Origin of the sequence: Intestinirhabdus alba (assembly GCF_009711095.1) — a bacterium.
GTDB lineage: Bacteria > Pseudomonadota > Gammaproteobacteria > Enterobacterales > Enterobacteriaceae > Intestinirhabdus > Intestinirhabdus alba.
The window spans coordinates 1-25,417 of sequence record NZ_WMJZ01000004.1 but is presented as its reverse complement, the minus strand read 5'-3'; the positions used below and the strand labels follow the sequence as shown (position 1 = coordinate 25,417).

The 25,417-nt window shown below is 60.9% G+C and carries 27 protein-coding genes; 10 read left to right on the top strand and 17 right to left on the bottom strand.

What is annotated here, in order from left to right; translation table 11 throughout:
- Positions 1 to 13: 13 nt before the first annotated feature.
- The 10 genes from GJV78_RS04005 to GJV78_RS03960 form a co-directional block, all read right to left on the bottom strand.
- The gene (locus GJV78_RS04005) at positions 14 to 712 is read right to left on the bottom strand and encodes an RraA family protein (RefSeq protein ID WP_155107265.1); all 699 of its coding nucleotides are present in this window, start codon (positions 710 to 712) and stop codon (positions 14 to 16) included.
- A 2-nt stretch (positions 713 to 714) separates the two neighbouring features.
- Positions 715 to 1,677: a hydroxyacid dehydrogenase gene (locus GJV78_RS04000; protein WP_155107121.1), complete on the bottom strand. Its 963-nt coding sequence runs from the start codon at positions 1,675 to 1,677 to the stop codon at positions 715 to 717.
- A 125-nt stretch (positions 1,678 to 1,802) separates the two neighbouring features.
- Positions 1,803 to 1,955 (bottom strand): hypothetical protein, encoded by a 153-nt coding sequence (locus GJV78_RS03995; RefSeq protein ID WP_155107120.1) that lies wholly within the window; start codon positions 1,953 to 1,955, stop codon positions 1,803 to 1,805.
- 228 nt (positions 1,956 to 2,183) lie between these two features.
- A complete protein-coding gene (nikR, locus tag GJV78_RS03990; RefSeq protein ID WP_155107119.1) occupies positions 2,184 to 2,585 on the bottom strand; it encodes a nickel-responsive transcriptional regulator NikR in 402 nt (133 codons plus the stop codon).
- Positions 2,586 to 2,597: 12 nt separating this feature from the next.
- On the bottom strand, positions 2,598 to 3,398 hold the full coding sequence (gene nikE, locus GJV78_RS03985; protein WP_155107118.1) for a nickel import ATP-binding protein NikE: 801 nt from the start codon (positions 3,396 to 3,398) through the stop codon (positions 2,598 to 2,600).
- Positions 3,395 to 4,159 (bottom strand): nickel import ATP-binding protein NikD, encoded by a 765-nt coding sequence (gene nikD / locus GJV78_RS03980; protein ID WP_155107117.1) that lies wholly within the window; start codon positions 4,157 to 4,159, stop codon positions 3,395 to 3,397. The genes nikE and nikD overlap by 4 nt, the downstream gene beginning before the upstream one ends.
- Entirely contained in the window at positions 4,159 to 4,992 is an 834-nt protein-coding gene (nikC, locus tag GJV78_RS03975; RefSeq protein ID WP_167519364.1) for a nickel ABC transporter permease subunit NikC, read from the bottom strand. Before nikC ends, nikD begins: the two co-directional genes overlap by 1 nt.
- Positions 4,989 to 5,933, bottom strand: a complete 945-nt coding sequence (nikB, locus tag GJV78_RS03970) for a nickel ABC transporter permease subunit NikB (RefSeq protein ID WP_155107115.1) — start codon at positions 5,931 to 5,933, stop codon at positions 4,989 to 4,991. Before nikB ends, nikC begins: the two co-directional genes overlap by 4 nt.
- Positions 5,933 to 7,507: a nickel ABC transporter substrate-binding protein gene (gene nikA, locus GJV78_RS03965; RefSeq protein ID WP_155107114.1), complete on the bottom strand. Its 1,575-nt coding sequence runs from the start codon at positions 7,505 to 7,507 to the stop codon at positions 5,933 to 5,935. The genes nikB and nikA overlap by 1 nt, the downstream gene beginning before the upstream one ends.
- Before the next feature lie 204 nt (positions 7,508 to 7,711).
- Positions 7,712 to 8,572 (bottom strand): LysR family transcriptional regulator, encoded by an 861-nt coding sequence (locus GJV78_RS03960; protein WP_155107113.1) that lies wholly within the window; start codon positions 8,570 to 8,572, stop codon positions 7,712 to 7,714.
- 96 nt (positions 8,573 to 8,668) lie between these two features.
- Here GJV78_RS03960 and GJV78_RS03955 point away from each other — a divergent pair, with 96 nt between their 5' ends.
- A complete protein-coding gene (locus GJV78_RS03955; protein ID WP_167519375.1) occupies positions 8,669 to 9,178 on the top strand; it encodes a phenolic acid decarboxylase in 510 nt (169 codons plus the stop codon).
- Between the two features lie 96 nt (positions 9,179 to 9,274).
- Here GJV78_RS03955 and GJV78_RS03950 read toward each other — a convergent pair whose 3' ends face one another.
- Positions 9,275 to 10,324, bottom strand: coding sequence for an AI-2E family transporter (locus tag GJV78_RS03950; RefSeq protein WP_155107111.1), 1,050 nt, complete (start codon positions 10,322 to 10,324; stop codon positions 9,275 to 9,277).
- A gap of 219 nt (positions 10,325 to 10,543) precedes the next feature.
- Between GJV78_RS03950 and GJV78_RS03945 the strand changes: the two genes are divergently transcribed.
- Entirely contained in the window at positions 10,544 to 11,758 is a 1,215-nt protein-coding gene (locus tag GJV78_RS03945) for an MFS transporter (RefSeq protein ID WP_155107110.1), read from the top strand.
- Between the two features lie 62 nt (positions 11,759 to 11,820).
- Here the strand turns inward: GJV78_RS03945 and GJV78_RS03940 are convergent, their stop codons facing one another.
- Both GJV78_RS03940 and GJV78_RS03935 read right to left on the bottom strand, forming a co-directional pair.
- Complete coding sequence (locus tag GJV78_RS03940) at positions 11,821 to 12,378, bottom strand: DcrB family lipoprotein (protein WP_155107109.1); 558 nt, start codon at positions 12,376 to 12,378, stop codon at positions 11,821 to 11,823.
- Positions 12,379 to 12,450: 72 nt separating this feature from the next.
- Positions 12,451 to 13,116: a 7-cyano-7-deazaguanine/7-aminomethyl-7-deazaguanine transporter gene (locus GJV78_RS03935; protein ID WP_155107108.1), complete on the bottom strand. Its 666-nt coding sequence runs from the start codon at positions 13,114 to 13,116 to the stop codon at positions 12,451 to 12,453.
- A gap of 292 nt (positions 13,117 to 13,408) precedes the next feature.
- Between GJV78_RS03935 and tusA the strand changes: the two genes are divergently transcribed.
- A complete protein-coding gene (gene tusA / locus GJV78_RS03930) occupies positions 13,409 to 13,654 on the top strand; it encodes a sulfurtransferase TusA (protein ID WP_155107107.1) in 246 nt (81 codons plus the stop codon).
- Positions 13,655 to 13,828: 174 nt separating this feature from the next.
- Positions 13,829 to 14,812, top strand: a complete 984-nt coding sequence (locus GJV78_RS03925; protein ID WP_155107106.1) for a TRAP transporter substrate-binding protein — start codon at positions 13,829 to 13,831, stop codon at positions 14,810 to 14,812.
- Between the two features lie 18 nt (positions 14,813 to 14,830).
- Here GJV78_RS03925 and zntA read toward each other — a convergent pair whose 3' ends face one another.
- Together zntA and GJV78_RS03915 are read right to left on the bottom strand one after the other, a co-directional pair.
- Positions 14,831 to 17,029: a Zn(II)/Cd(II)/Pb(II) translocating P-type ATPase ZntA gene (gene zntA, locus GJV78_RS03920; protein WP_155107105.1), complete on the bottom strand. Its 2,199-nt coding sequence runs from the start codon at positions 17,027 to 17,029 to the stop codon at positions 14,831 to 14,833.
- 76 nt (positions 17,030 to 17,105) lie between these two features.
- The gene (locus GJV78_RS03915; protein WP_155107104.1) at positions 17,106 to 17,732 is read right to left on the bottom strand and encodes a lysoplasmalogenase; all 627 of its coding nucleotides are present in this window, start codon (positions 17,730 to 17,732) and stop codon (positions 17,106 to 17,108) included.
- Between the two features lie 141 nt (positions 17,733 to 17,873).
- Here GJV78_RS03915 and GJV78_RS03910 point away from each other — a divergent pair, with 141 nt between their 5' ends.
- Entirely contained in the window at positions 17,874 to 18,233 is a 360-nt protein-coding gene (locus GJV78_RS03910) for a DUF2500 domain-containing protein (protein ID WP_155107103.1), read from the top strand.
- Between the two features lie 24 nt (positions 18,234 to 18,257).
- Here the strand turns inward: GJV78_RS03910 and GJV78_RS03905 are convergent, their stop codons facing one another.
- Together GJV78_RS03905 and rsmD are read right to left on the bottom strand one after the other, a co-directional pair.
- Positions 18,258 to 18,527 (bottom strand): DUF1145 family protein, encoded by a 270-nt coding sequence (locus GJV78_RS03905; RefSeq protein WP_155107102.1) that lies wholly within the window; start codon positions 18,525 to 18,527, stop codon positions 18,258 to 18,260.
- On the bottom strand, positions 18,517 to 19,113 hold the full coding sequence (rsmD, locus tag GJV78_RS03900) for a 16S rRNA (guanine(966)-N(2))-methyltransferase (protein ID WP_155107101.1): 597 nt from the start codon (positions 19,111 to 19,113) through the stop codon (positions 18,517 to 18,519). The genes GJV78_RS03905 and rsmD overlap by 11 nt, the downstream gene beginning before the upstream one ends.
- A 259-nt stretch (positions 19,114 to 19,372) precedes the next feature.
- Here rsmD and ftsY point away from each other — a divergent pair, with 259 nt between their 5' ends.
- From ftsY to GJV78_RS03875, 5 genes are all read left to right on the top strand, one after another.
- Positions 19,373 to 20,830: a signal recognition particle-docking protein FtsY gene (gene ftsY / locus GJV78_RS03895; protein WP_155107100.1), complete on the top strand. Its 1,458-nt coding sequence runs from the start codon at positions 19,373 to 19,375 to the stop codon at positions 20,828 to 20,830.
- A gap of 2 nt (positions 20,831 to 20,832) precedes the next feature.
- Positions 20,833 to 21,501 carry a cell division ATP-binding protein FtsE gene (gene ftsE / locus GJV78_RS03890; protein ID WP_155107099.1) on the top strand — a complete coding sequence of 223 codons (669 nt, stop codon included), beginning with the start codon at positions 20,833 to 20,835 and terminating at the stop codon, positions 21,499 to 21,501.
- Entirely contained in the window at positions 21,494 to 22,534 is a 1,041-nt protein-coding gene (gene ftsX, locus GJV78_RS03885; protein WP_167519363.1) for a permease-like cell division protein FtsX, read from the top strand. Before ftsE ends, ftsX begins: the two co-directional genes overlap by 8 nt.
- A 251-nt stretch (positions 22,535 to 22,785) precedes the next feature.
- Positions 22,786 to 23,640, top strand: coding sequence for an RNA polymerase sigma factor RpoH (rpoH, locus tag GJV78_RS03880; protein WP_155107097.1), 855 nt, complete (start codon positions 22,786 to 22,788; stop codon positions 23,638 to 23,640).
- A gap of 618 nt (positions 23,641 to 24,258) precedes the next feature.
- The gene (locus tag GJV78_RS03875) at positions 24,259 to 25,362 is read left to right on the top strand and encodes a branched-chain amino acid ABC transporter substrate-binding protein (RefSeq protein ID WP_155107096.1); all 1,104 of its coding nucleotides are present in this window, start codon (positions 24,259 to 24,261) and stop codon (positions 25,360 to 25,362) included.
- Positions 25,363 to 25,417 lie beyond the last annotated feature (55 nt).

Here is a 25,417-nt window from a genome sequence, read left to right as displayed (position 1 = left end):
TGATTCCTTCAGGTCAGCGCCAGCTGTCGTCGATAAACTCAACGCCTTTCGCTTCCAGCGATTTTTTGACCCACTGGCGGTTGGCGGAGCCGTTCTTCGCGGCTTCCACTTTTCCGGCGTCGAATGCCGAGTAGGCCTGCGCTTTTTCCAGCTGCGCCCGCGCGTCGCCGAGCGGTATAACAATGGCACCATCGGCATCGCCGACGATCAGATCGCCGGGGCAGACGGCGACGCCGCCGACGGCAATCGGCGTATTCACCTCGCCCGGCCCCTCTTTAAACGGCCCGGCCGGATTGGCACCGGTGGCGAAAATAGGGAAGTCGAGCACCGAAAGCGCGTCGATATCGCGCACCGGGCCGTCCAGCACGATGCCGGCGATTTTTCTGCTGCAGTGGGCGTAGGCGACCATGATTTCGCCCATCAGCGCGCGGGAGCGGTCGCCCTCGTTGGAGACCACGATAACGTCATTCTCCGTCGCCATATCCAGCGCGGCGTGCAGCATCAGGTTATCCCCGGCGCGCGCCTTCACGGTGATGGCAAAGCCGGCCATGATCGGTTTTTTCGGCGAGGAGAGAAGCCTGATGCCGTTGCCCAGCACCGCAATACGGTTCATGGTGTCGGCAATATTCGCCACCGGAATCTGCTCATATTCTTTACGCAGCGCGGCGTCAAACGCCGGGCGTTTTAAATAAACGCGGTTGCCAATAGTCATCATTATTCTCCTTCAAAACCCGGAACCGGCCAGGAGGGTTTCTTCCCGGACAGGACTTCGTCGATACCGATAGCAGAGTGCAGGGAGGCCCGGTCGGTGGCCTCAATGGTGGCGGCACCGATATGCGGGCCGATAACGATATTGCTTAATGAGAAAATCGGGTCGCTGGCGTCAAACGGCTCTTTTTTCAGAACGTCGACGCCCGCCCCGGCGATAATGTTGTGGGTTAAGGCGTGATACAGCGCTTTTTCATCCACCAGCCTGCCGCGGGCGGTATTAATAAAATAGGCCGTTGGTTTCATCAGGGAGAACTGTTTTTCGCCGACAAAATCGGTGGTTTCCGCCGTGGTGGGGCAGTGCAGAGAGACAAAGTCGCTCTCTTTAAAGATGCGGTCGAAGTCGTCCGTACGCTCAACGCCTGCCGGCATTTGCTGCTGGGTTTTATAGGGATCGTAGGCGATGACCTTCATATTAAAACCGTGCAGCGCCTTGAGCGCCACCCGCGAGCCAATATTCCCCACGCCGATCAGCCCCAGGGTTTTACCGTCCAGCTCCACCTTCGGGGTGCGCAATTTGGCCCAGTAATAGTCTTCGAGCATCTTCTCTTCAACCAGCTTAAAGTTGCGCGAGCAGTGCAGCATGTAGAAAATAGCCAGCTCGGCGACCGACATGCTGTTGGCGATGGGGGCGTTCAGCACCACCACGCCGTGACGCTTAGCGGACTCCAGATCGACGGTGTCATAGCCAGCACCGTGGCGGGCGACAACCTTTAGCTTCTTCGCCGCTTCAAATACGCGGTCGGACATTTTAGACAGGCGCACGATAATACCGTCGCAGTCCGGGATATCGCGGATAATATCCTCTTCTTCCATTCCGGAACCGGTAATCAGCTCGTAACCGCGGCTTTCCAGATATTCTCTTCCTTCAGCCATAATTTCTTGTGGAAGTAAAATTTTCCAGGTCATGTAACGCTCTCCAGTGTTGATTGCACTGGATAAATTGCAGGAGCTGTGCCACAAGCAATAAAAGGCCGCGGAGTGATTTCTAATGCATTGAAAAAACTCACTAACTTATTTTTGTTTTAACGGCGTTAAGCGCCCGCCGGGTGATGTTCTTCACACTCTTTTAGCGGCGTGACGTTATTTTTATTGCGAAATGAAAGGGGATGAAATGCATTATTAAATAGGCGGTCGATGGCGATCACATTAAGAGCCCATCCCATTAGGGCTATTTCACTTGCCATTTTGGACCTGGGCAGTGCTCGAAATCCTCACGTACTGCGTGTACGCTCCGGTTTCTGTGCGCTGTCCGTGTCCAAACTGGCTGCGCCAATAACGCCTAATGGGATAGGCTCTAAGCGCCAGGCGCTAAGCGCGGCAGGAAAGGGTGAATATCTTTATCGCCAGTGGATAAAGGCAGAAGAAGTGAATCGACTTTCCGACAGCGATCCGCAGGATGACGTGCGGGCCGCCTAATCCTCCGTCGGCAAACAGTGCAGGTGGCCGTGGCGCACCCCGCGCTGGGTGATAATATCGTCGGCAAAATGCTGCACGTCGCCCATGTCGCCCTTCAGCACGGCAATCTCCAGACAGTCGTCGTGGTTGATGTGCACGTGCAGGGTGGCGACGGAGAGATCGTGATGGTGGTGCTGGGTGGAGACGATGCGGCTGGCCAGATCGCGCTTATCGTGCTCATAGACCCAGGAGAGCACCGCAAAGCCCTGGGTGCCGTGCTGCTGGGTGGACTCCTGGGAGAGCGCGTCGCGCAGAATATCGCGAATCGCCTCCGAGCGGTTGTTGTAGCCGCGGCGCTGGCTGAGGTCGTCAAGGGTGGCCAGTAAATCGTCGTCGAGCGTAATGGTGACTCGTTGCATCTGATTTCTACCTTATAGCTGGGCGCGTCGGCGCACCGGACGGGCAGGAAGTACCGCTTTCTGGAGCATACGACCCGCGTCGGAGGAAAAGGCCAGCGTCTCGCCAACCCGCTGGGTTTCAACGATTTGCCCGGCGTCCATCACCATGACGCGCTGACAAAAGCGCTCCACAAGGCGCAGATCGTGGGTGATGAACAGGCAGGCGGTGCCGGTCTGCCGCTGCAATTTTTTCAGCAGGCGAATAACCCCCGCCTGCAGCACCAGGTCGAGGCTGGAGACCGCCTCGTCGAGGATCAGCAGCTTCGGCTCCACCGCCAGCGCCCGCGCCAGGCAGACGCGCTGCAGCTGGCCGCCGCTGAGCTGCGGCGGACGCCGGTCGAGGAGGGGTTCGTCCAGCTCCACCGCGTGGAGCAGATCGCGGGCGCGGGCCAGCTGCTCCGCCTTCGATAGCGAGAGCAGATGGCGCATCGGCTCGCGCAGGATCTCGCGCACCGTTTTGCGCGGGTTGACCGCGCTGATGGCGTCCTGGAAGACCATCTGCACCTCGCGACGAAACGCCTTCTGCCCGGCCCGGTTCAGCCGGGAGAGCGGCTGGCCGCGCCAGCAGACGCTGCCTTTGGTCGGCGGCTCCAGCCCCACCAGCAGCCGCGCGAGGGTGCTTTTGCCGCAGCCGCTGCGCCCCAGCAGGGCGACGGTTTCGCCGCTCTGCAGGCTTAATGAAATATCCTGTAGCACCGCCTGGTGCTGATGTTTGCCGCTCAGGTTCGCGTGGGCGTAGCGGTGCGAAAGGGCGGACACGGTGAGCAATGTCATGGGGTTAACTCCATGCCGTAGAGGGCGAGATGGGCGGAGATCAGGGCGCGGGTTACGGCGTGCTGCGGCGCGTGGAACAGGGTTTCCACCTCGCCCTGCTCCACGATGCGCCCGTTATCCATCACCGCCACGTCGTCCGCCAGCCGCGCCACCACGCCCATATCGTGGGTCACCAGCAGCATTCCGGGAGCGTGGCGCTGCATCAGGCTCTCCAGCAGGTCGAGAATGCGCGCCTGGGCGACCGCGTCGAGATCGGTGGTCGGCTCGTCGGCGATGATAAACGGTGCCTCGCACAGGACCGCCAGGGCGATCATCATCCGCTGTAGCATCCCGCCGCTCATCTCGAACGGATAAAGCCTCAGCACCCGCCGCGCCTGCTCCAGCCCGACCGCCTCCAGCCCCTTGATAAGCGTGGCTTCGTCCGCCGGTTTTCCCAGCGCCAGGCAGGTTTCCCGGGCGTGGGTCGCCATGGTGTGCAGCGGATTAAAGGCGCTGCGCGGATTCTGCATGATGGTGGCGATGCTGGTGCCGCGCAGGCTGTGCGCCGCCACCGGCGCGCCGTCCGCCAGGATCGCTCCCGCCGTCTGGCGAACCCCCGGCGGCAGCACCCCGAGAGCGGCGGCGCAGGTTAGCGACTTCCCGCTGCCGCTGCCGCCGACCAGCGCCAGCACCCGGCCGCGCCTGAGGGTTAAAGAGAGGTCGTGGACCAGCGGGCGTCCGGCCTGCAGGGCGATGTTGCGTAGTTCTATCCGCTGCGGCATCAGTGGTTGTGCTCCGCGATCAGATGAGGGTCCAGGCGATCGCGCAGGGCGTCGCCCACCAGGTTAAAGGCCATCACGCTGATAAACAGCGCCAGCCCCGGCCAGAACATCTGCAGCGGCTGGGTCCAGATATACTGGCGGGCGTCGTTGATCATCACCCCCCACTCCGCGGTCGGCGCGGCAACGCCGAGGCCGAGAAACGACATCCCGGCGACGTGCAGCATCATATGGCCAATGTCCAGCGATGCCAGCACCAGCAGCGAGGGGATCACCGCCCCCGCCAGATGATCGATAAATACCCGCACATGGCCGGCACCGGAGAGCCGGGCGGCGAGAATAAACTCGCGCTGGCGCAGGGAGATGGTCAGGCTGCGCACCATTCGCGCATACCACGCCCAGTGCGACAGGGCGATGGCGAGGATCACATTGCCCAGCCCGGCACCCAGCACCCCGACCATAAAGAACGAAAGAATGGAGGTCGGGAAGGTCATAAACAGATCCGCCACGCGCATGGTGATGCGATCGACGCGGCCGCCAATCAGCCCGGCGCTGCCGCCGACCGCCAGCCCCAGCCCCAGTACCAGCAGCAGGCAGGCCGCCACCGATCCCAGCGATACCCGGGTGGCCGCCAGCAGGCGCGAGAAAATATCGCGGCCCAGATGATCGGTGCCCAGCCAGTGCTGGCCGTTCGGCGACAGCAGGCGCGACGGCAGATCGATGGCCTGCGGATCGTAGGGCAGCCACCACTGGCCGCTCAGGGCAATCAGCGCCAGCAGCGCGATGGTGAGGAGCGCCAGGCGCACGGGCCAGCGTGAAGAGAGGAAAAAATTCACCAATGCGCTCCTTCATGGCGGCGAATGCGCGGGTCCAGCGCGGCGTTGATCAGGTCGACGATCAGGTTACAGAGTACGAAAACCACCACCATCATCAGGGTGAAGCACTGAATCACCGGGTAGTCGCGGTTAAAAATGGCCGACACGGCGTAGCGCCCGACGCCGGGCCAGGCGAAGATATTTTCGATAATCATCGTTCCGCCGATCAGCTCGCCGATGTGCATCCCGACGGCGGTGATCATCGGCAGCGAGGCGTTGCGCAGAATGTGGCGGCGCTCGGTCTGTTTGTCGCTCAGGCCGCGCAGCCGCGCCCAGGTGACGTGGCGCTGCCCGGCGACCTCCAGCATACTGGCGCGCAGCAGGCGGGCGTTAATCGCCAGCGACATAAAGGCGATCGATACCGCCGGCAGAATGAGGTGCTGCCAGCCGCCGTAGCCCATGGCGGGCAGCCATTGCAGGTAAACTGAGAAGAACATCACCAGCAGGAAAGCGAGCCAGAAGTTGGGCATCGATACGCCGAGAAAGGCGATCAGGCGCACCGCAAAGTCCGGCAGGCGGTCGCGATGCCGCGCCGCCAGGATACCCAGCGGCACCGAGGTGAGCAGGATCAGCACCAGCGCCGCCCCCGCCAGCTGCAGGGTGGCGGGCAGGAAGGTCAGCATATCGTCGAGCACCGGGCGCTGGGTGGCGTACGAGACGCCGAAGTCGAGCCGCAGCGCCCGCCACAGCCAGCTGGCGTACTGGAGTGCGAGCGGCCGATCCAGCCCCAGCATCTCCCGGGTGGAGGCGACCATATCCGGGGTGGGTGGCAGGCTGGAGAGCCGCAGATAGTCCAGGGCCGGATCGCCGGTGCCCAGACGTAGCATCAGAAAAATAATCACCGAGGCGGCGAAAATCATCGGGATCAGCAGCGCAACGCGCCGCGCAATGTAGCGCCACATCAGGGTTTCACCGGTTTAATCTGCTCAAAAGGGATGTCCGAGACGATGGGGGCGAAGGGGATCTCGCCCAGCTCAGGCTTCGATACCGCCATCAGCGAAACGTAGCTTATCGGCAGGTAGACCGCGTCGTTGTGCAGGCGGGTCAGGACATCGCGATACAGCGCCTGGCGGCGGGCGTCGTCGGTGGTGCTCAGCGCTTCGCCAATCTCCTTGTCGATAAGCGGCTTGTCGGCCAGCCCCTCCTGCGCCCGGAAGTCGGCGTGGGAAGGCACGCGCATCGCGCTCATAAAGGCGTGGGGATCGTAAGGCGCGCCCCAGGTGCGGTTGAAGATCATGCCGAAGCGGCCGTCGCGCTGGCGGGCGAAAACGCTGCTCTCCTCCTCGCCAACCAGCGTCACGTCGACGCCCACCTGGCGCATATCGGCCTGAATCACCTCCGCCATCGATTTGCTCAGGGCGTCGGTGCCGACAAAGGCCAGCTCAACGCGCAGCGGCCGGCCGTTTTTCTCGCGGATTGTTTTGCCCGCCGGCAGCGTCCAGCCCGCCTTTTCCAGCAGGGCTTTCGCCTGCTGCGGATCGTAGCGGCGCGGCTGCAGGCCGATGCGGGTCCAGGGAACGGAGGGGGCGAACAGGGTATCCGCCACCTGCTGGGTGCCGTACAGCACGTTGTCGATCAACGATTTTTTGTTTACCGCGTGGTTCAGCGCCTCGCGTACCGCCAGCTCGTCGGTGGGCGCTCTGGTTGAGTTCAGCGCCAGCATTATCGTCTCCGCCGGCGGCGAAAGCCGGGTGCGGTAGCCGGGGGTGTGGCTGAAGCGGGCGAAGGTGTCGAGAGGCAGCAGCCCTTCGTTGCCGTACAGCAGATCGATTTCGCCGGTTTCAAACGCCACCGCGCGGCTGGTGGGATCGGGGATCACCTTCACGGTCACCTGCTTAAGCTGCGGCTTTTCGCCCCAGTAGCGCTCGTTGCGCACCAGCACGTCGTACTGGTTGAGCTTCGACGCCTTCAGCACCCACGGGCCGGTGCCGATGGGGGCCTTAATGCCGTTCATCGTCTCATTATTTTTAAACTGCGACGGGGCGATAAAGCGGAACGGGCGCGGCAGGGACAGCTCCTGCAGGAAGGGGAACCAGGGGCTTTTCAGGGTAATGCGCAGGGTGGTTTTATCGAGCGCCTGGACCCCGCTAATCTGATTGACCAGCTCCAGCCAGGCGTGGCGCTGGCGGTTATCAAGCACCGCGCGGAAGTTCTCCTCGGCGGCAAAGGCGTCAAAGGCTTCGCCGTTGGAGAAGGTTACGTCGTCGCGCAGGATGAAGGTCCAGACCTTGCCGTCCGCCGAGCGGGACCAGCTTTTCGCCAGCCAGGGCGTCACCGTGCCGTCCGCCTGGTACTTCACCAGCGGCTCATAGATCATGCTCTGGGCGAACAGCTGGTTTGGCGTGTAGAGGTGCGGGTTGAGCGGCCCGACGTTCACCGGCCAGGCGGTGGTTAATTCATCAGGCGCGGCGGCGTGCGCGAAAAAGGATGCGCAGGCCAGCAGCGCAGGCAGCGTGCAGCGTAGTCTGGACAACATGGGTGGCCCCGAAAGAACGTAAAAAAGGTGGTAGACCCGACAAACTTTGGCCGCGCGGGCGTGGGCGTTGCCCGGCCGGCGGCCTGAGTCAGGCAGGCGTACAACTTATTGGGTATGACGATTTTAAGGATTCATCATACTTTTGGCCTGTTCTGGATCAATAGTTGGGCGGTCTGCGGGCCACAGACCGGCGAAAGCGGTGCCTCAGCCCGCGCGGAGCAGGTGGAGCAGGGTGGTGACCTGGGCGTCCAGCGGCGCGAGGGAGGTCTTAACAATCAGGTGCAGCGGGGTGGCACGCCGTGCGCCGTGGGTCAACGGCAGCGGGCGTAGCGTGCCCTGCTCCAGCAGCGGCCGGATGCGCTCCTCCGGCAGCCATCCGTAGCCCACCTGGTACATCACCGCGTCGATGGCGGCATCCACGGTGGAGAAGGTCCACGCATCGTGCGCCGGCTGCGGCGGCGTGTCGCGGTCGGCAATGCAGATTAGCGGCCAGGGGCGCAGGGCCTCTTCGCTCAGCGGCGCAGGAAGGGCGCAGAGCGGATGATCGCAATGGGCAACGGCGATGAAATCGATATTCATCAGCCACTCCCCGCGCCCGGTGACGTCCTGGCGGCGGGTCAGCACCATCACGTCGGCATCGGCGTAAGCCGACGGCTGGCCGGAGCCGCTCTCCAGCACCTCCGTCAGCCGCACCTGGGTCTGGGGCCAGGCCTGCTGAAACTGTTTCAGAATGGCGAACAGGCGGCGGCGCGGGAAGATGCTGTCCACCACCAGATCCAGCCGCGTGCGCGCGCCGTCGTGCAGGGTGGAGGCGCGGGTCTCCACCCAGGTGAACGCCCTCAGCAGCGGCGCGACCTGGCCAAGCAGCAGCTCCCCGGCGGGAGTCAGCACCGCCCGGCGTCCGGCCGGGGTCAGCAGCGTCACGCCGAGCCGCTCCTGCAGCAGCGCAAGGTTATAGCTGACCGAAGACTGGCTGCGGTTCGTCTGCGCCGCCGCCTTCGCAAAGCTTCCCAGTTCCACTACCTTTTCCAGTAAGGCCCACTGCTCCAGGGTTGTTTTATGCATAACTCATCTAAAAATTGAATGAATATGATGCAAACATAGCGTTATTCATCCAGGTTTTAAAGGGATAACATCCCCTCATCGAACATCAGGAGAAACATTATGGCGACCTTTGATAAACATGATTTGAGCGGTTTTGTGGGCAAACATCTGGTCTATACCTATGACAACGGCTGGAACTACGAGATTTACGTCAAAAACGCCCGGACGCTCGACTACCGCATCCACAGCGGCATCGTCGGCAACCGTTGGGTAAAAGATCAGCACGCCTGGATCGTGCGGGTAGGGGAGAGCATCTACAAAATCTCCTGGACCGAACCGACCGGCACCGACGTCAGCCTGATCGTCAACCTGGGGGATCGGCTGTTCCACGGCACCATATTCTTCCCGCGCTGGGTGATCAACAACCCGGAAAAAACGGTCTGCTTCCAGAACGACCATATTCCGCTGATGGAGTCGTATCGCGAGGCGGGACCGGCTTACCCGACGGAGGTTATCGACGAGTTCGCCACCATCACCTTTGTGCGCGACTGCGGGGCGGATAACGACAGCGTTATTGACTGCGCGGCCAGCGAGCTGCCGGCCAACTTCCCGGAAAACTTACGTTAAGCGCCCGGACGCTCCACCGCTCCGGCGGTGAGCGTAAACGGCGTGGGGGTGCAGATGGCGAGGCTGAGCACTGCATTCGCCAGGCCGGCGCGGGGGCTAGCCGGGTAGCCGGCTCTTTGGCCGCCCCGGTCCCAGCAGTATCGCCAGCTTGCTGCCGCCTTTGGTGGTCTCCATCCAGATTTTGCACACGCTGGTTAAGGGCACCGACAGCAGCATACCCACCGGCCCCAGCAGCCAGCCCCAGACCAGTAACGACAGGAACACCACCAGCGTCGACATGCCCAGGCGATGGCCCATCATGCGCGGCTCCACCATATTGCCCAGCACCATATGGACCACCAGAAATAGCGCCCCCACCATCACGCACTCATAAAACCCGTTGAACAGCAGCGCCTGGATCATTGGCGGCACGGCGGAAATGACTGAGCCGATATTCGGTACATAGTTAAGCAGGAACGCCAGCACGCCCCACATCAGCGCAAACTGGATATCCATCAGCGTCAGCCCCAGCCAGACGATAACCCCGGTCCACAGGCTGAGCAGCGTTTTTAACGCCAGGTAGTGGGAGACGCCCTTCAGCGCCCGGTGCAGGCCCGCAATGTGGATCTGCGGATTGTTGAGGGCGAAACGCAGCTTGTAGGGAACGTGGCGAACCTCGAACAGCATAAAAACGACCGTCATGACCAGCAGCACGACGCTGGCCATCGCCCCGGACAGCCCCGTCATCAGAGTGGTGGTGTATCCCATCAGCTTTTCAGAGTCCATCCGCTGCAGTATCCGCTCCGGCGACTGGTGCAGGTTAAGGAAGGGCATCGTTTGCTGGAGGTGCAGCAGCTTGTGCGTCAGCTCTTTATTGTACTTCGGCAGCATGGCGATAAATTCGTTAATCGAGGCGGCCAGCACCCCGATCAGGGCGGTGAGCGCGATCAGCATCACCGCCACCACAATGGCGATCGCCATCGGGCGTTTAACCCCCCGACGAATAAACCAGGTAACCAGCGGATTGAGCACAATGGCGAAAAAGAGCGCCAGCAGGAGCTGTACGATAATATCCGCCGCGGCGTGGAGCCCGGCCAGGATAATGACCAGCGAGGCCAGCTTAAGCAGGATATGCATGCCCGTTTTATCGGGCTGGGGGGTCGTCATCGGTTTTTCCTTTTCACGTTGCCGTTGGGCTGACGCCGCCGCAGAGGCCGCCCATCAGCTATTTTGAACCGGGCGGAGCTTAACGGCCCTGGAGCGACGTCGCCCGCCGGAGTTAAGTGTAGCGGCTGGTCCGCCGCCGTTACTCCTAATCTTGCGGCTGATTTTCTTGATGCGGCGTGGTAGAAATAAAACCTTGTTGTAAAAACGGGAAAATCTCTCATGCCCGAACCCGTCGCTGAACCAGCGCTAAGCGGATTACGCCTTAACCTGCGCATTGTCTCCGTGGTGATGTTTAACTTCGCCAGCTATCTGACCATCGGCCTGCCGCTTGCGGTGCTGCCGGGCTATGTCCATGACGTTATGGGCTTCAGCGCCTTCTGGGCAGGGCTGGTTATCAGCCTGCAATATTTCGCTACCCTGCTGAGCCGCCCCCACGCCGGGCGCTATGCCGATCTGCTGGGGCCGAAAAAGATCGTCATTTTCGGCCTGTGCGGCTGTTTTCTCAGCGGAGCAGGCTACTTCCTGGCGGCTGGTGCCAGCGGCTGGCCGGCGGCAAGCCTGCTGCTGCTGTGCCTGGGGCGGGTGATCCTCGGCATCGGGCAGAGCTTCGCCGGCACCGGTTCGACGCTGTGGGGCGTCGGGGCGGTTGGTTCGCTGCACATCGGCCGGGTGATCTCCTGGAACGGTATAGTTACTTACGGAGCGATGGCGATGGGGGCGCCGCTCGGCGTGCTGTTTTACGCCTGGGGCGGCCTGCGCGGGCTGGCGCTAATGATTATGGGCGTGGCGCTGCTGGCGGTGCTGCTGGCGCTTCCGCGCCCGGCGGTGAAGGCCAGTAACGGGAAGCCGTTGCCGTTTCGTGCGGTGCTGGGGCGCGTCTGGCCCTACGGCATGGCGCTGGCCCTTGCCTCGTCCGGATTTGGCGTGATTGCCACTTTTATCACGCTATTTTATGACGCCAGGGGCTGGGGCGGCGCTGCCTTTGCGCTGACGCTGTTCAGCTGTGCTTTTGTCGGCACCCGGCTGCTGTTTCCGGGCGGTATTAACCGTTTTGGCGGCCTTAACGTCGCGATAGTCTGTTTTGTGGTGGAGAGCGTTGGCCTGCTGCTGGTGGGGATGGCGGTGATGCCGTGGATGGCGAAAATCGGTGTGCTGCTGGCGGGAATGGGCTTCTCGATGGTCTTCCCGGCGCTCGGCGTGGTGGCGGTAAAAGCGGTGCCGCAGCAGAATCAGGGGGCGGCGCTGGCGACCTATACGGTGTTTATGGATCTGTCTCTTGGGATCGTCGGGCCTCTGGCGGGGCTGGTGATGAGCCGGGCGGGGGTATCGGCCATCTATCTGGCGGCGGCGGGGCTGGTGGCGATTGCGCTGCTGTTGACCTGGCGGCTAAAACGCTCCCTCTTTACGCCGCCCGCGGTGAACGAAGGGGAGTAAACGAAAGAGCGGCGGTTCACCGCAAAAAGGGAAAGGCGCGCTTTCCCTCTTCGTTGTTATCGTTACTGGATAACCAGCGTATTAATAATGTTTTCCGCGCCGGTCTGCGCCTTCTGCTGATCGGTGGCCGGCAGGGTGATCTGCAGGGTCAGCAGCTGATTGTCAATCTTGCCCAGCAGGACCGAGGACCAGGCGGTCTGGCCCTTCGCGGAAATAATGCTGTCCAGCTGCTGCAGCGTATGGCCCTTCAGCTCAATGGATTTGTTGGTCACCACCTGCAGCTGCGGGTCCCGGCTGCGCTGCTGCTGCTCCAGGCGCTTCGCCAGCACCGCGAGGTCTTCATCGGTATTGTCGCCCACGATGACGATGACCGCTTTCTGACCGGAGGCGTCTGAGTAGACGTGCATGTTGTTCGCCTGGGTGCCCAGCTTACCGCTCCGATCGGCCATGTCCGCCGGCAGAGAGAAGCTCAGCTTACCGTCCAGCAGGCTGACGGTCTGGCCGGTGGCCTGGCCGTCGCTGGCGGCGTTCGCCGACGGGGCTGTCGTCTCATTGTTATCACAGGCCGCAAGCCCCATAACCAGCAGGCCAATACCGACATATTTAACCAGTTTGCGCATTGACTTCTTCCTTTCGATAAACGGCCATAACGGCACATTTGTTCATCTTATCACAACCGCAAAAATGAACCTTTAACTCGGCTGTATTGCCGGGATTTCAGATTTATCTGCCAGTCTTTTCAGCAACATATTCAGCAGTATGCCGTACATCGGCAGGAAGAAGATAAGGCTGATAAGCACCTTAAAGGCGTAGTCGACGAGGGCGATTTCCATCCAGTGGGCGGCCATAAAGGGGTCCGGGCTGCGCCAGAAGGCGATAAAGAAAAAGGCGAGGGTGTCGCTGACGTTGCCGAACAGGGTGGAGGCCGTCGGTGCCAGCCACCAGCGGCGGTGCTGGCGCAGGCGGTTAAAGACGTGTACGTCCAGAATCTGCCCCAGCGCGTAGGCCATAAAGCTGGCGGCGGCGATGCGGGCGACGAATAAATTGAAATGCAGCAGCGCTCCTGGGCCCTGCCACGAGCCCATATAGAACAGCGACGAAATGACGTATGAGACCAGCAGCGCCGGAAGCATCGCCGCAAAGATAATCCGTCGCGCCAGCGGCGCGCCAAAAATACGCACGGTCAGATCGGTGGCGAGAAAAATAAAGGGAAAGCTGAATGCTCCCCAGGTGGTATGGAAGCCGAACACCGAGACCGGAAGCTGGACCAGATAGTTGCTGGAGGTGATCACCAGCAGGTGAAATAGCGATAGCCAGAACAGCGCCTTCGGGCGCTGAGTTTGAGAAAGCGAAGTCATAATGTGCCTTTTTCAGACGCTGTCTTTTAACCGACCGCGGCGTTAACGCTCGCGGGCGATGACGGAAAAGCGCCTCTGTTTGGGGTGAGGGAACCCATTTTGCGCCGGGCGTTGTTACCTGCCGTTGTTCCAACGGCCAGGTCAGCGGCGCGCCTTAACCATTTCAGGCCGCCGCATAATACTGCTTTGCAACGATATTGCAATGGCCAGTTTTCACGCAATCGTTAACCCGGTTGGCCTGACGGCGATCCGGGCGTAAACTAGGGCCGTTTTTTGGCTGAACGAGATAACGATGAGCGATCTGTTTTCCTCCCCCGACCATACCCTGGACGCGCTGGGGCTGCGCTGTCCGGAACCGGTGATGATGGTGCGTAAAACCGTGCGCGGTATGCAAAGCGGTGAAACGCTGCTGATTATTGCCGACGATCCGGCCACCACCCGCGACATCCCCGGCTTTTGTACCTTTATGGAGCACGAGCTGGTGGCGAAACAGACGGATACCCTGCCGTACCGTTACCTGGTGCGTAAAGGACGATAGGGGCCGCCCGCCGCCCCTCCGCGATACGTCCGGCGTCGCAGTTCTGAACCGCCGTTTTATCTTTTCCCGCTTTTGTGAGCCGCTTCACCTACGCTCTGCAGACCGTCGACTACGTTTTAAGCGTAAAACTAAAACAATGTTTTAACGCTACCCGTTGACCTCTGGAGCTAACCCATGAACGTAACAATAAAGCCGCTCGCGGCCTCGCTGTGCCTGGCTACGGCCACCCTGCTGTATTCCCACACGCTTTTTGCCCAGGTCATCAAGGCGGCCGACGTTCATCCGGTGGGCTACCCTAACGTGGTGGCGGTACAGCATATGGGCGAAAAGCTGAAGCAGCAAACTGACGGCAAGCTGGAGATTAAAACCTTCCCCGGCGGCGTGCTGGGCGATGAGAAGCAGATGATCGAACAGGCGCAGATTGGCGCTATCGACATGATCCGCGTATCGATGGCTCCGGTGGCCGCCATTCTGCCGGACATTGAGGTCTTTACGCTGCCCTACGTCTTCCGCGATGAGGCGCATATGCATAAGGTTATCGACGGGGAGATTGGCCAGAGCATCGGCGATAAGCTGACCAACAACCCGAAGTCGCGGCTGGTGTTCCTCGGCTGGATGGATTCCGGCACCCGAAATCTGATCACCAAGAATCCGGTCGTTAAGCCGGAGGATCTTCGCGGCATGAAAATTCGCGTGCAGGGCAGCCCGGTAGCGCTGGATACCCTGAAGGCGATGGGAGCCAACTCGGTGGCGATGGGGGTGAGCGAGGTCTTCAGCGGTATGCAGACCGGGGTGATCGACGGGGCGGAGAATAACCCGCCGACCTTCGTGGCCCATAACTACATGCCGGTGGCGAAGCACTACACCCTTAGCGGACACTTCATTACCCCGGAGGTGCTGCTCTATTCAAAAGTGAAGTGGGATAAGCTGAGCGCCGGGGAGCAGCAGCGGATTAAAACCCTGGCGCGCGAGGCGCAGCTTGAACAGCGCAAGCTCTGGGAGGCCTATACCCAGGATGCGCTGGCGAAGATGAAGGCGGGCGGCGTGCAGTTCCATGACATCGACAAAAGCTATTTTATTAAAGCCACCGAGCCGGTGCGCGCCCGATACGGCGATAAGCACCAGGAGCTGATGAAGGCGATTGCTGACGTTCAGTAGCCGTAAGCCGCCGACCCGTTACGCTTTACGCAGCAGGCGCAGCGCGTTGGCGGTGACCAGCACCGTCGCCCCGGTGTCCGCCAGCACCGCCAGCCACAGCCCGGTTATCCCCAGCAGGGTGGTGACAAGGAAGAGCCCCTTCAGCCCCAGCGCGATGGCGATATTCTGGCGGATGTTGGCGTGAGCGGCGCGCGCCAGCCGAATCATCTGCGCCAGGCCGCGCAGCCGGTTGTGGGTCAGCGCCGCGTCGGCGGTCTCCAGCGCCACGTCGGTGCCGCTGCCCATGGCGATACCGATGGCGGCGGCCTTCATGGCGGGGGCGTCGTTAATGCCGTCTCCGACCATCGCCAGCGGCGAGCGGGCGTTCAGGGCGGTTACCGCCCCGACCTTATCCTCCGGCAGCAGCCCGGCGCGGAATTCCAGCCCCAGCGCGTCGGCGATGGCCGCCGCCGCGCGCGGATTATCGCCGGTGAGGATCACCCCGCTCACCCCGAGGGCGTGCAGCTCGTCGACGGCGACGCGGGCGTCCTCGCGCAGGGTATCCTGCAGCGCGATAACGCCGAGCGGGCGATCGTTACGCAGCACCAGCACCACCGTCTGTCCGGCGCTTTCCAGCGCCTCGATTTTAGCCGCGAACGCATCGGCAGGCCGTTTACCCGCCGCGCAGATCAGCACCCGCTCGCCGTCAACCTGCGCCTCGATGCCGACGCCGACCAGCGTCTGCTGCGCGTCGGCGGGCGCAATCGCCAGCCCGCGCGTCTGGGCTTCCTGCACGATGGCCTGGGCCAGCGGATGCGTCGCCCCCTGCTCAACCGCCGCCGCCAGCGCCAGCAGCGCCGTCTCGTCAACCTCCTCCGCCGGGCAAAGTGCGGTAATGCGCGGTTTGCCGACGGTCAGGGTGCCGGTCTTATCGAACGCCACCTGGGTGATACGGCCCAACTGCTCCAGCGCCGCTCCGCCCTTAATCAGCGCGCCGCGCCGGGCCGCCGCCGCCAGCCCGGAGGTGATGGCCGCCGGCGTGGAGATCACCAGCGCGCAGGGGCAGCCGATCAGCAGCAGCGTCAGCCCCTTGTAGATCCACGCCTGCCAGGGGGCGGCGAACAGCAGCGGCGGCAGCACCGCTGTCAGCAGGGCGATGGCCATAATCGCCGGGGTGTAGATCCGGCTGAAGCGGTCGATAAAGCGCTCGACGGGAGCCCGGCGCTCGTCGGCCTCTTCAATCAGCCGCAGAATGCGGTCGATGGCGCTGGCTCCCGGTTCAGAAAGCACCTCAAGGGTGACCAGCCGGTCGACGCTGGTGGCTCCAGCCGGAACTCTGTCGCCCGCCGCGCGCTCAGCGGGCAGCGATTCGCCGGTCAGGGCGCTCTCGTCGAAGCTGGCGAAGGCGGAGACCAGCCGGGCGTCCGCGGGCAGGCGTCCGCCCGCCGCCACCTCGATAATGTCGCCCGGCCGTAAGGCGTCGATGGCGACCGCTTCGCGCTCGCCGCCGCGCAGGCGGGTGGCGGTTTCCGGCCTGAGCGCCATCAGCGCGCTGACCCCCTTGCGGGCGCGGCTGGCGGCCCATCCCTCCAGACGCTCGCCGATCGTAAACAGCAGCAGCACCATCGCCGCCTCCGCCGTTGCGCCAATAAACAGCGCGCCGACGGCGGCAATGCTCATCAGCGTTTCAATGGTAAAGAGGCTGCCGCTCCTCAGCAGGCGCAGCGCCTGACGGCCGATCGGATACAGGCCCACAAGGGTGGTGACGATAAAGGCCAGCTGGCCGGGGCGGGGCGCGAACTGCTCCAGCCCCCAGCTGACGGCCATCATCACCATCAGTATTAAAAGCGGCAGGTTCTCTTTCAGCCGGGACTCGGGCGCAACTGCCATAGCCTGTTCATCGCGCAGCGTGTAGCCCGCCCTGCGCACCGCGCTTTCGACGCGCTGACGGACGTCGCTTTCGGTATCCACCACCAGCCTTTCGGTGGCGAATAGCACCTGTACGCGGTTGACGCCGCTGACCTGGCGCACCGCGTTTTCAACCTTGCGGGCGCAGGCGGCGCAGTCCATTCCGACGACCTTCCAGGCGTAGCGCGTGCCGCTTTCCGCGTCGGCGATGGTTTCCGGCGTTGCGCACGCTTTTTCACAGCAGCAGGCGTCGGCCTTCTGCGGCGCGGGAGCCGGCCTGAAGGATGAAAACTGTGGGGGTTTTTTACCGTGGTTAGCGGGCGATGGCATGGCATCCTCCGGTTGATGACAATTTACTCATTAACCGGAGGATACACTCTGGAGTAGACTCCAGAGTCAAGTGATATTACAGATAAAGCGAGCGGACGATCAGGAAGTGCCCGGCGAAGTAGCAGGCGGCGGCAATGGCGCTATCGGCGCGGAAGCGGCGGCGATAGTGGCTGCCCAGCCAGACGATATTGCCAAGGAACAGCAGCGATGCGCCGATAAACGCGGAGAGCGCCGGGGCGGTGGGGCGGAAGAACCACAGCTCCCCGGCCAGCCATACCATCACCAGCGTCATAGCGATGAAGGTGCACACCGGCCAGCGCAGCTCATCCAGCCGCGTCCAGATCGTCGCCACCAGCAGCGCGCCGAGCACCAGCAGCGCCAGCGGCAGCGGCCAGAAAAAGGAGAGCGTCATCTGGCTGGCGAAGTAGATGGTATAAAGCAGGTGCGAGAGGAAAAACGCGCCGATGGCGTACAGCAGGCGCTGGCGGGGCAGCAGCGTCAGCGCGTCGCCCAGCAGCGAGGCGCACAGACCGGCCAGCACCAGGTAGCTGATGGCGTTAAACATGGGGGCCTGCCAGGCCAGTAAAAGCAGGAGTAACAGCGTGACGGGTTTAAAGACCCAGCGTTGCCACGCCGGTCCACGGTATGATGCGTCTACAAATAACCATGCGGAAAGGCAGACGGCGATAAACGACCAAAGCATTTTAGTTCCTTGAATTCGTTATTTTTTCGCAAGCGGAATGCTCGCGGCCCTGACGTTCAGTGTAGAGGCCGACGGTGTCTGATGACAACTTTATTCCCGGCGGGGTATGCTTCATTTCACTTTATCAGAGCGGGGCAACGGATGAGTAAACCACCTGTTTTATTGATTATTATCATAGGCTTAATTGTGATTGCCGCCTCCCTGCGCCTGGTTGCACAGCGGCGGGAAAAAGCCGTGAATGACGCCGCGCCGCTGCAACAAAAGCAGGTGACGGTCAGCGGCAAGCGGGAAAAGCCGGTTAACGACAGGCGCTCGCGCCAGCAGGAGGTGACGCCGGCGGGCAGCAGTATGCGCTATGAGGCGAGCTTTAAGCCGCTGGCGGGCGGCCTGCCGCAGACTTTCCGCCTGGAGGCGCAGCAGTACCACGCCCTGACGGTGGGGGAGAAGGGGACGTTGAGCTACAAAGGATCGCGCTTTGTCGACTTTGCGACGGAACGGTAAGACGGCCGCCCGCCGCGAGCGGGCCTATTTTTTAAGGCCGGGCTTCTTCTGCCAGGCCAGCAGTTCGAAGACGCCGAACAGAAAAATACGGATCTTCTCACCGGCGGTGAGCTGAGGCCCCTCTTTTGGCACGGTAGCCTTCAGCAGGGCCAGCTGCAGGCCGTGCATCAGCACCATAAACACCAGCGCGACGTTTACAAAGATATTTAGCGGGCGAGGGAACGGCTGCATCAGGTTGAGCAGCAAAAACGCCCAGACGCACAGCATCAGCAAACGCCCCAGGTTAATCAACATCGTTTTCTCCTTGCGCCTCACGCCGATAGAGCCGGCAGGCGACCTGGCCGGCAACCTTTTCGCGATGCAGCGACCAGCCTGCGGGAACGGGCGGCGGACCGTTTTCCACTTCGCTTTCAACGTAGATCCAGGCCTCTTCCGTCAGCCAGCCGTGGGTTTCCAGCAGATTCAGCGTTTCACCCAGCAGCCCCTTGCGAAACGGTGGATCGACGAATGCCACGCTGTGCGGCGTGCCCGGCTGGGCCAGCCAGGTCAACGTATCGGCGTTGACGACCCGGGCGTTGCCTGCTTTTAGCGTAGCAAGGTTTTTTTGCAGCTGCTGCGAGACGCCGCGATCCCTCTCCAGCAGCGTGGCGCTGGCGGCGTAGCGGGAGAGCGCCTCCAGCCCCAGCGCGCCGCTGCCGGCAAAGCAGTCCAGACAGTGGGCGTCCACCATCACCGGTGCCAGCCAGTTGAACAGCGTTTCGCGTATTCGATCGGTGGTAGGGCGCAGGCCGGGGCTGTCCGGAACCGGAAGTTTGCGGCCCCGCCACTGTCCGCCGATGATGCGGATCTGGCCGCTGCCTGAGTGATTTGCTTTTTTCATTTTCCATGCTCAAACCGCCGTTACGCCGGGCGGTGATATAAATTAAGTTAACCCGCTGCGTTTTCGGTTGCCTGAGCCGACGCGCTATGCTGGCCGTTTCGTCGGAAGACTGACCCGCCCGTATAAATTCGTTGCGCACAGGCTTACCGTTGATTGCGTCGTCCTGACGCAACTCGAAATTCATTGGGTATCAGTGATAGACTATTTCATCATTTTTTAGGCTTCCATGTATATAGCGCCGCGAGGGGTGTAGTCGCAGATGGCAAAACAAAAAAAACGTGGCTTCTTTTCCTGGCTGGGCTTCGGTGAAAAAGAGCAGCAGCCGGAACAAAAAACCGAAGATCGGCAGGGTATTGAAGAGCAGCAGCTGCCGGAAACGCCTGTTGAAACGGCCGCTGACGTAGAAGCGGAAGCGCCCGCGCACGATAAGCAAGAAACGGAAGCCTTTGCCGAACGGCTGGTAGAGGTCACTGAACAGGTTCAGGAGAGTGAAAAACCGCAGCCCGTCACAGCGGAGCGGCAGGCGGAAGAGACGGAGATCCTTGACGCGCCGCCGGTGGCGGCCTGGCCAGAGGAGCCGGCGGCAGCGGAAGCCGTGAGCACCGTCGACGCACCGCAGCCTGCACCGGAAGCGGAAGTAGAGCCAACGGAAACGCTGGCCGTTGAGGCCGCGGCTGACCTTGCCGACGAAGAAGAAGAGGCACCGGCCGCTGAGGCGGCGCAGGCGCAGGAAACGGTGGCTCACCTTGCCGATGACGAAGCAGAGGCACCGCAGCGGGAGCAGGAAAAGCCGACCAAAGAGGGATTTTTCGCGCGGCTTAAGCGCAGTCTCCTGAAAACCAAAGAAAATCTCGGTTCCGGATTTATCAGCCTGTTCCGCGGTAAGAAAATCGACGACGATCTGTTCGAGGAGCTGGAAGAGCAGCTGCTTATCGCCGACGTTGGGGTGGAGACCACGCGCAAGATCGTCGCGAACCTGACGGAAAGCGCCAGCCGTAAGCAGCTCAAGGACGCCGAGGCGCTGTACGGCCTGATGAAAGAGGAGATGGGCGAGATTCTGGCGAAAGTCGATGCTCCGCTGAACGTCGAAGGCAGGACGCCGTTTGTTATTCTGATGGTCGGGGTCAACGGGGTGGGGAAAACCACCACCATCGGCAAGCTGGCGCGCCAGTTCGAACAGCAGGGCAAATCGGTGATGCTGGCGGCGGGCGATACCTTCCGCGCGGCGGCGGTGGAGCAGCTGCAGGTGTGGGGCGAGCGTAACGCGATTCCGGTTATCGCCCAGCATACCGGCGCTGATTCCGCCTCGGTGATTTTCGACGCCATTCAGGCGGCGAAGGTGCGCGGCATCGACGTGCTGATCGCCGATACCGCGGGTCGCCTGCAGAATAAAGCGCACCTGATGGAAGAGCTGAAGAAAATCGTTCGCGTCATGAAGAAGCTGGACGAGGATGCGCCCCATGAAATTATGCTGACTATCGACGCCAGCACCGGGCAGAATGCGATAAGCCAGGCCAAACTGTTCCATGAAGCGGTTGGCCTGACCGGCATTACCCTCACCAAGCTGGACGGCACGGCGAAGGGCGGGGTGATCTTCTCGGTGGCCGATCGGTTCGGCATTCCTATCCGCTATATCGGCGTAGGCGAGCGTATCGAGGATTTACGTCCGTTTAAGGCGGACGATTTTATAGAGGCACTTTTTGCCCGAGAGGATTAACAATGATTCGCTTTGAACATGTCAGCAAGGCCTATCTCGGCGGGAGACAAGCGCTGCAGGGCGTTACCTTCCATATGCAGCCGGGCGAGATGGCGTTTCTGACCGGCCATTCCGGCGCGGGGAAAAGTACCCTGCTGAAGCTTATCTGTGGAATTGAGCGGCCAAGCGCCGGGAAAATTATCTTCAGCGGGCATGATATTACCCGCCTGAAGAACCGGGAGGTGCCGTTTCTGCGTCGCCAGATCGGGATGATTTTCCAGGATCACCATCTGCTGATGGACCGCACCGTCTACGATAATGTGGCGATCCCGCTGATCATCGCCGGTGCCAGCGGTGAGGATATCCGGCGTCGCGTTTCGGCGGCGCTGGATAAGGTCGGGCTGCTGGACAAAGCGAGAAATTTCCCTATTCAACTTTCCGGCGGCGAACAGCAGCGCGTGGGCATCGCCCGTGCGGTGGTCAATAAGCCAGCGGTACTGTTAGCGGATGAACCAACCGGCAATCTGGACGAAGCGCTGTCGGAAGGCATTTTGCGCCTGTTTGAAGAGTTTAACCGCGTCGGGGTGACGGTACTGATGGCAACGCACGACATGGGGCTGATCTCAAGCCGATCGTACCGCATGCTCACCCTGAGCGATGGTCATTTGCACGGAGGCGTGGTCAGTGAATAAGCGCGACGCAGTAAACTCTGTCAGACAGCCTGGTGGCCGGCTGGATCGCCTGCGCAAATCGGGCGGCAGCGGCGGACCAAAACGCGCGAAGCCCGCGCCGGGACCGAACTCGCGAAAGAGCAATGTATTTAACGAGCAGGTGCGCTACGCCTTTCACGGCGCGCTGCAGGATCTGAAAAGCAAGCCGCTGGCCACCTTCCTGACGATAATGGTGATCGCCATCTCCCTGACGCTGCCGAGCGTCTGCTACATGGTCTACAAGAATGTCGATCAGGCGGCCTCCCAGTACTACCCGACGCCGCAAATTACCGTCTATCTGCAAAAGACGCTGGACGATGACGCGGCGGCCGGGGTGGTGGCGCAGCTGCAGGCGGAGCAGGGAGTGGATAAGGTGAACTATCTTTCCCGCGATGACGCTCTCGGCGAGTTCCGCAACTGGTCCGGCTTCGGCGGTGCGCTGGATATGCTGGAGGAGAACCCGCTGCCGGCGGTGGCGGTGGTCGTTCCTAAGCTGGATTTCCAGGGCACCGAGTCGCTCACTACCCTGCGCGATCGCATTGCGCGAATCAACGGTATTGACGAAGTGCGTATGGACGACAGCTGGTTCGCCCGCCTGTCGACGCTGACCGGGCTGGTTGGCCGCGTGTCGGCGATGATCGGGGTGCTGATGGTGGCGGCGGTGTTCCTTGTAATCGGCAACAGCGTGCGTCTGAGCATCTTTGCCCGCCGGGATACCATTAACGTGCAGAAGCTGATCGGCGCGACCGACGGCTTTATTCTGCGTCCGTTCCTCTACGGCGGCGCGCTGCTGGGCTTTTCCGGCGCATTTCTTTCATTGATATTGTCAGAAATCCTGGTGATGCGCCTCTCCTCAGCGGTCGCCGAGGTGGCGCAGGTTTTTGGGACCCGGTTCGATCTCAACGGGTTATCCTTCGAAGAGTGCCTGCTGCTGCTGCTGGTCTGCTCGATGATCGGCTGGGTGGCGGCATGGCTTGCCACGGTTCAACATTTACGCCACTTTACTCCAGAGTAAAAAAAGCGTGATATACTCTTTCCCTGCAATGGATTCCGTTCGCAGGGAAAGAGCGCTCGCTGGCGCTTGCCTCTATTTCGATTTCATATCACAATTTGTGCGTAATTTATTCACAGCGCCGTCGGGAACTTGTGGATAAGCCCACTGTCTGATAAAAGAACGGATGATATTTTTATTGCTCGTTAACGCCGGCACGCCTGTTGCTGAGCATCGTCATCAGGTGTCGGCCGCAATAAACTGAGAGGATTTGAATGACCAAAGAAATGCAAAATTTAGCTTTAGCCCCTGTTGGTAACCTGGAATCCTATATCCGGGCTGCGAACGCGTGGCCGATGTTGTCGGCTGACGAAGAGCGGGCGCTGGCTGAAAGGCTGCATTACCAGGGCGATCTGGAAGCAGCTAAGACGCTGATCCTGTCTCACCTGCGCTTTGTTGTTCACGTTGCTCGTAACTACGCGGGCTACGGCCTGCCGCAGGCAGATCTGATTCAGGAAGGCAACATCGGCCTGATGAAAGCCGTACGCCGTTTTAATCCGGAAGTGGGCGTGCGCCTGGTTTCCTTCGCGGTACACTGGATCAAAGCTGAGATCCACGAGTACGTCCTGCGTAACTGGCGTATCGTTAAGGTCGCTACCACCAAGGCGCAGCGTAAGCTGTTCTTTAACCTGCGTAAAACCAAGCAGCGTCTGGGCTGGTTTAACCAAGATGAGGTGGAGATGGTGGCGCGTGAGCTGGGGGTGACCAGCAAAGACGTGCGCGAGATGGAATCGCGGATGGCGGCCCAGGATATGACCTTTGATATGTCCTCCGACGACGAATCCGACAGCCAGCCGATGGCCCCGGTGCTCTATCTGCAGGATAAAACGTCTAACTTTGCCGACGGCATTGAAGACGACAACTGGGAGGAGCAGGCGGCAAACCGTCTGACCGATGCGATGCAGGGCCTGGACGAGCGTAGCCAGGAGATCATTCGCGCCCGCTGGCTGGACGAAGACAACAAGTCCACGCTGCAGGAGCTGGCCTCTCGTTACGGCGTTTCAGCGGAGCGTGTGCGTCAGCTTGAAAAGAACGCCATGAAGAAGCTGCGGGCCGCGATCGAAGCATAACGGCGCAGTGCACCGAAGCCGTTCTGATCCCGTGACGTAAACCGTCAGCCAGATGGCACTGAGAGCACCGAACGAGCATATCGTGGGTGCTCTTTTTTATGCGCTGAAATGAATACCTTCGCCTTTTCTCTTATCGCTTTTCGCGGCTTACCACTTTTTCCACCGCGCCGGTTCTGCCTGAAATCCCCGGCTATTTAATACGCACACCCACCTTCTGCACCAGGCTGTGTCCCCTAACCGGGCGTGACGTCGACGCTGAGCCAGAAGCGCGTAATCAAGGCGGAGGGCGCAGGACGTAGTGAACTACGTTCAAGCCAGCCTATTTCTTTGACGTGCCCGGAGACGGGGCGGGCCAGAATCTGCGGTGGCTTAAAATCCTGACACCGCGCATACGGAGAGATAGCCATCTGCTGGTTCTGAATTACCTCTCCTTAATCCATCATTTACTCTTTCCAAAGCCGGTGGAATAACGGTATGTTTAGCATAGTGTGCTGAAAAAGCGCGGTAACAAGGCCGTGATATAGCAGTAATATGCTATTCGTGAGCTTTAGTTCAAAGCTATATGCTAAAAAACAACATCATAACAAATGCAATAACCACAATAATGGGAGCCTCAGGATGAATATAAAGGGTAAAGCGTTACTGGCAGGATGTATTGCCTTAATCGTGAGCGGGTCGGCGCTGGCGGAAGAGATCAAAATCGCTGTGGTTGGCGCAATGTCCGGACCGGTGGCGCAGTATGGTGACCAGGAGTTTACCGGCGCTGAGCAGGCTATCGCTGATATTAACGCGAAGGGCGGAATTAAGGGCAATAAGCTGCAGATGGTCAAATATGACGATGCCTGCGATCCGAAGCAGGCGGTGGCGGTGGCAAACAAAGTGGTTAACGACGGCATTAAGTATGTAATTGGCCATCTCTGCTCCTCTTCCACCCAGCCGGCCTCCGATATTTACGAAGATGAGGGCATCCTGATGATCACCCCGGCGGCGACGGCACCGGAGCTGACCTCGCGCGGCTACAATCTGGTTCTGCGCACCACCGGGCTGGATTCGGATCAGGGACCCACGGCGGCGAAATTTATCCTTGAAAGCGTAAAGCCGCAGCGTATTGCCATTATTCATGATAAGCAGCAGTACGGCGAAGGGCTGGCGCGTGCGGTGCAGGACGGCCTGAAAAAAGGCAGCGCCAACGTCGTTTTCTTTGACGGGATCACCGCCGGAGAAAAAGACTTCTCTACCCTGGTGGCGCGCCTGAAGAAAGAGAATATCGATTTTGTTTACTACGGCGGCTACCATCCGGAAATGGGGCAGATCCTGCGTCAGTCCCGCGCCGCGGGCCTGCAAACCCGGTTTATGGGGCCGGAAGGAGTGGCGAATGTGTCGCTGTCCAATATCGCCGGTGAATCCGCCGAGGGAATGCTGGTGACGAAGCCGAAGAATTACGATCAGATTCCGGCGAACAAACCGATCGTTGACGCCATTAAGGCGAAGAAGCAGGACGCGAGCGGGGCCTTCGTCTGGACCACCTACGCCGCGCTGCAATCCCTGGAGGCCGGACTGAACCAGTCTGACGATCCAGCGGAAATCGCAAAGTACCTGAAGGCGAATCAGGTGGAAACCGTAATGGGGCCGCTCTCCTGGAATGAGAAAGGCGACCTGAAGGGCTTTGAGTTCGGCGTCTTTAGCTGGCATGCTGATGGAACGGCAACCGACGCAAAGTAATTTAACCTGCGCCTTTCACGCCGCAGGTTCGTTGGCTGCGTCCCTCAACCCCGGT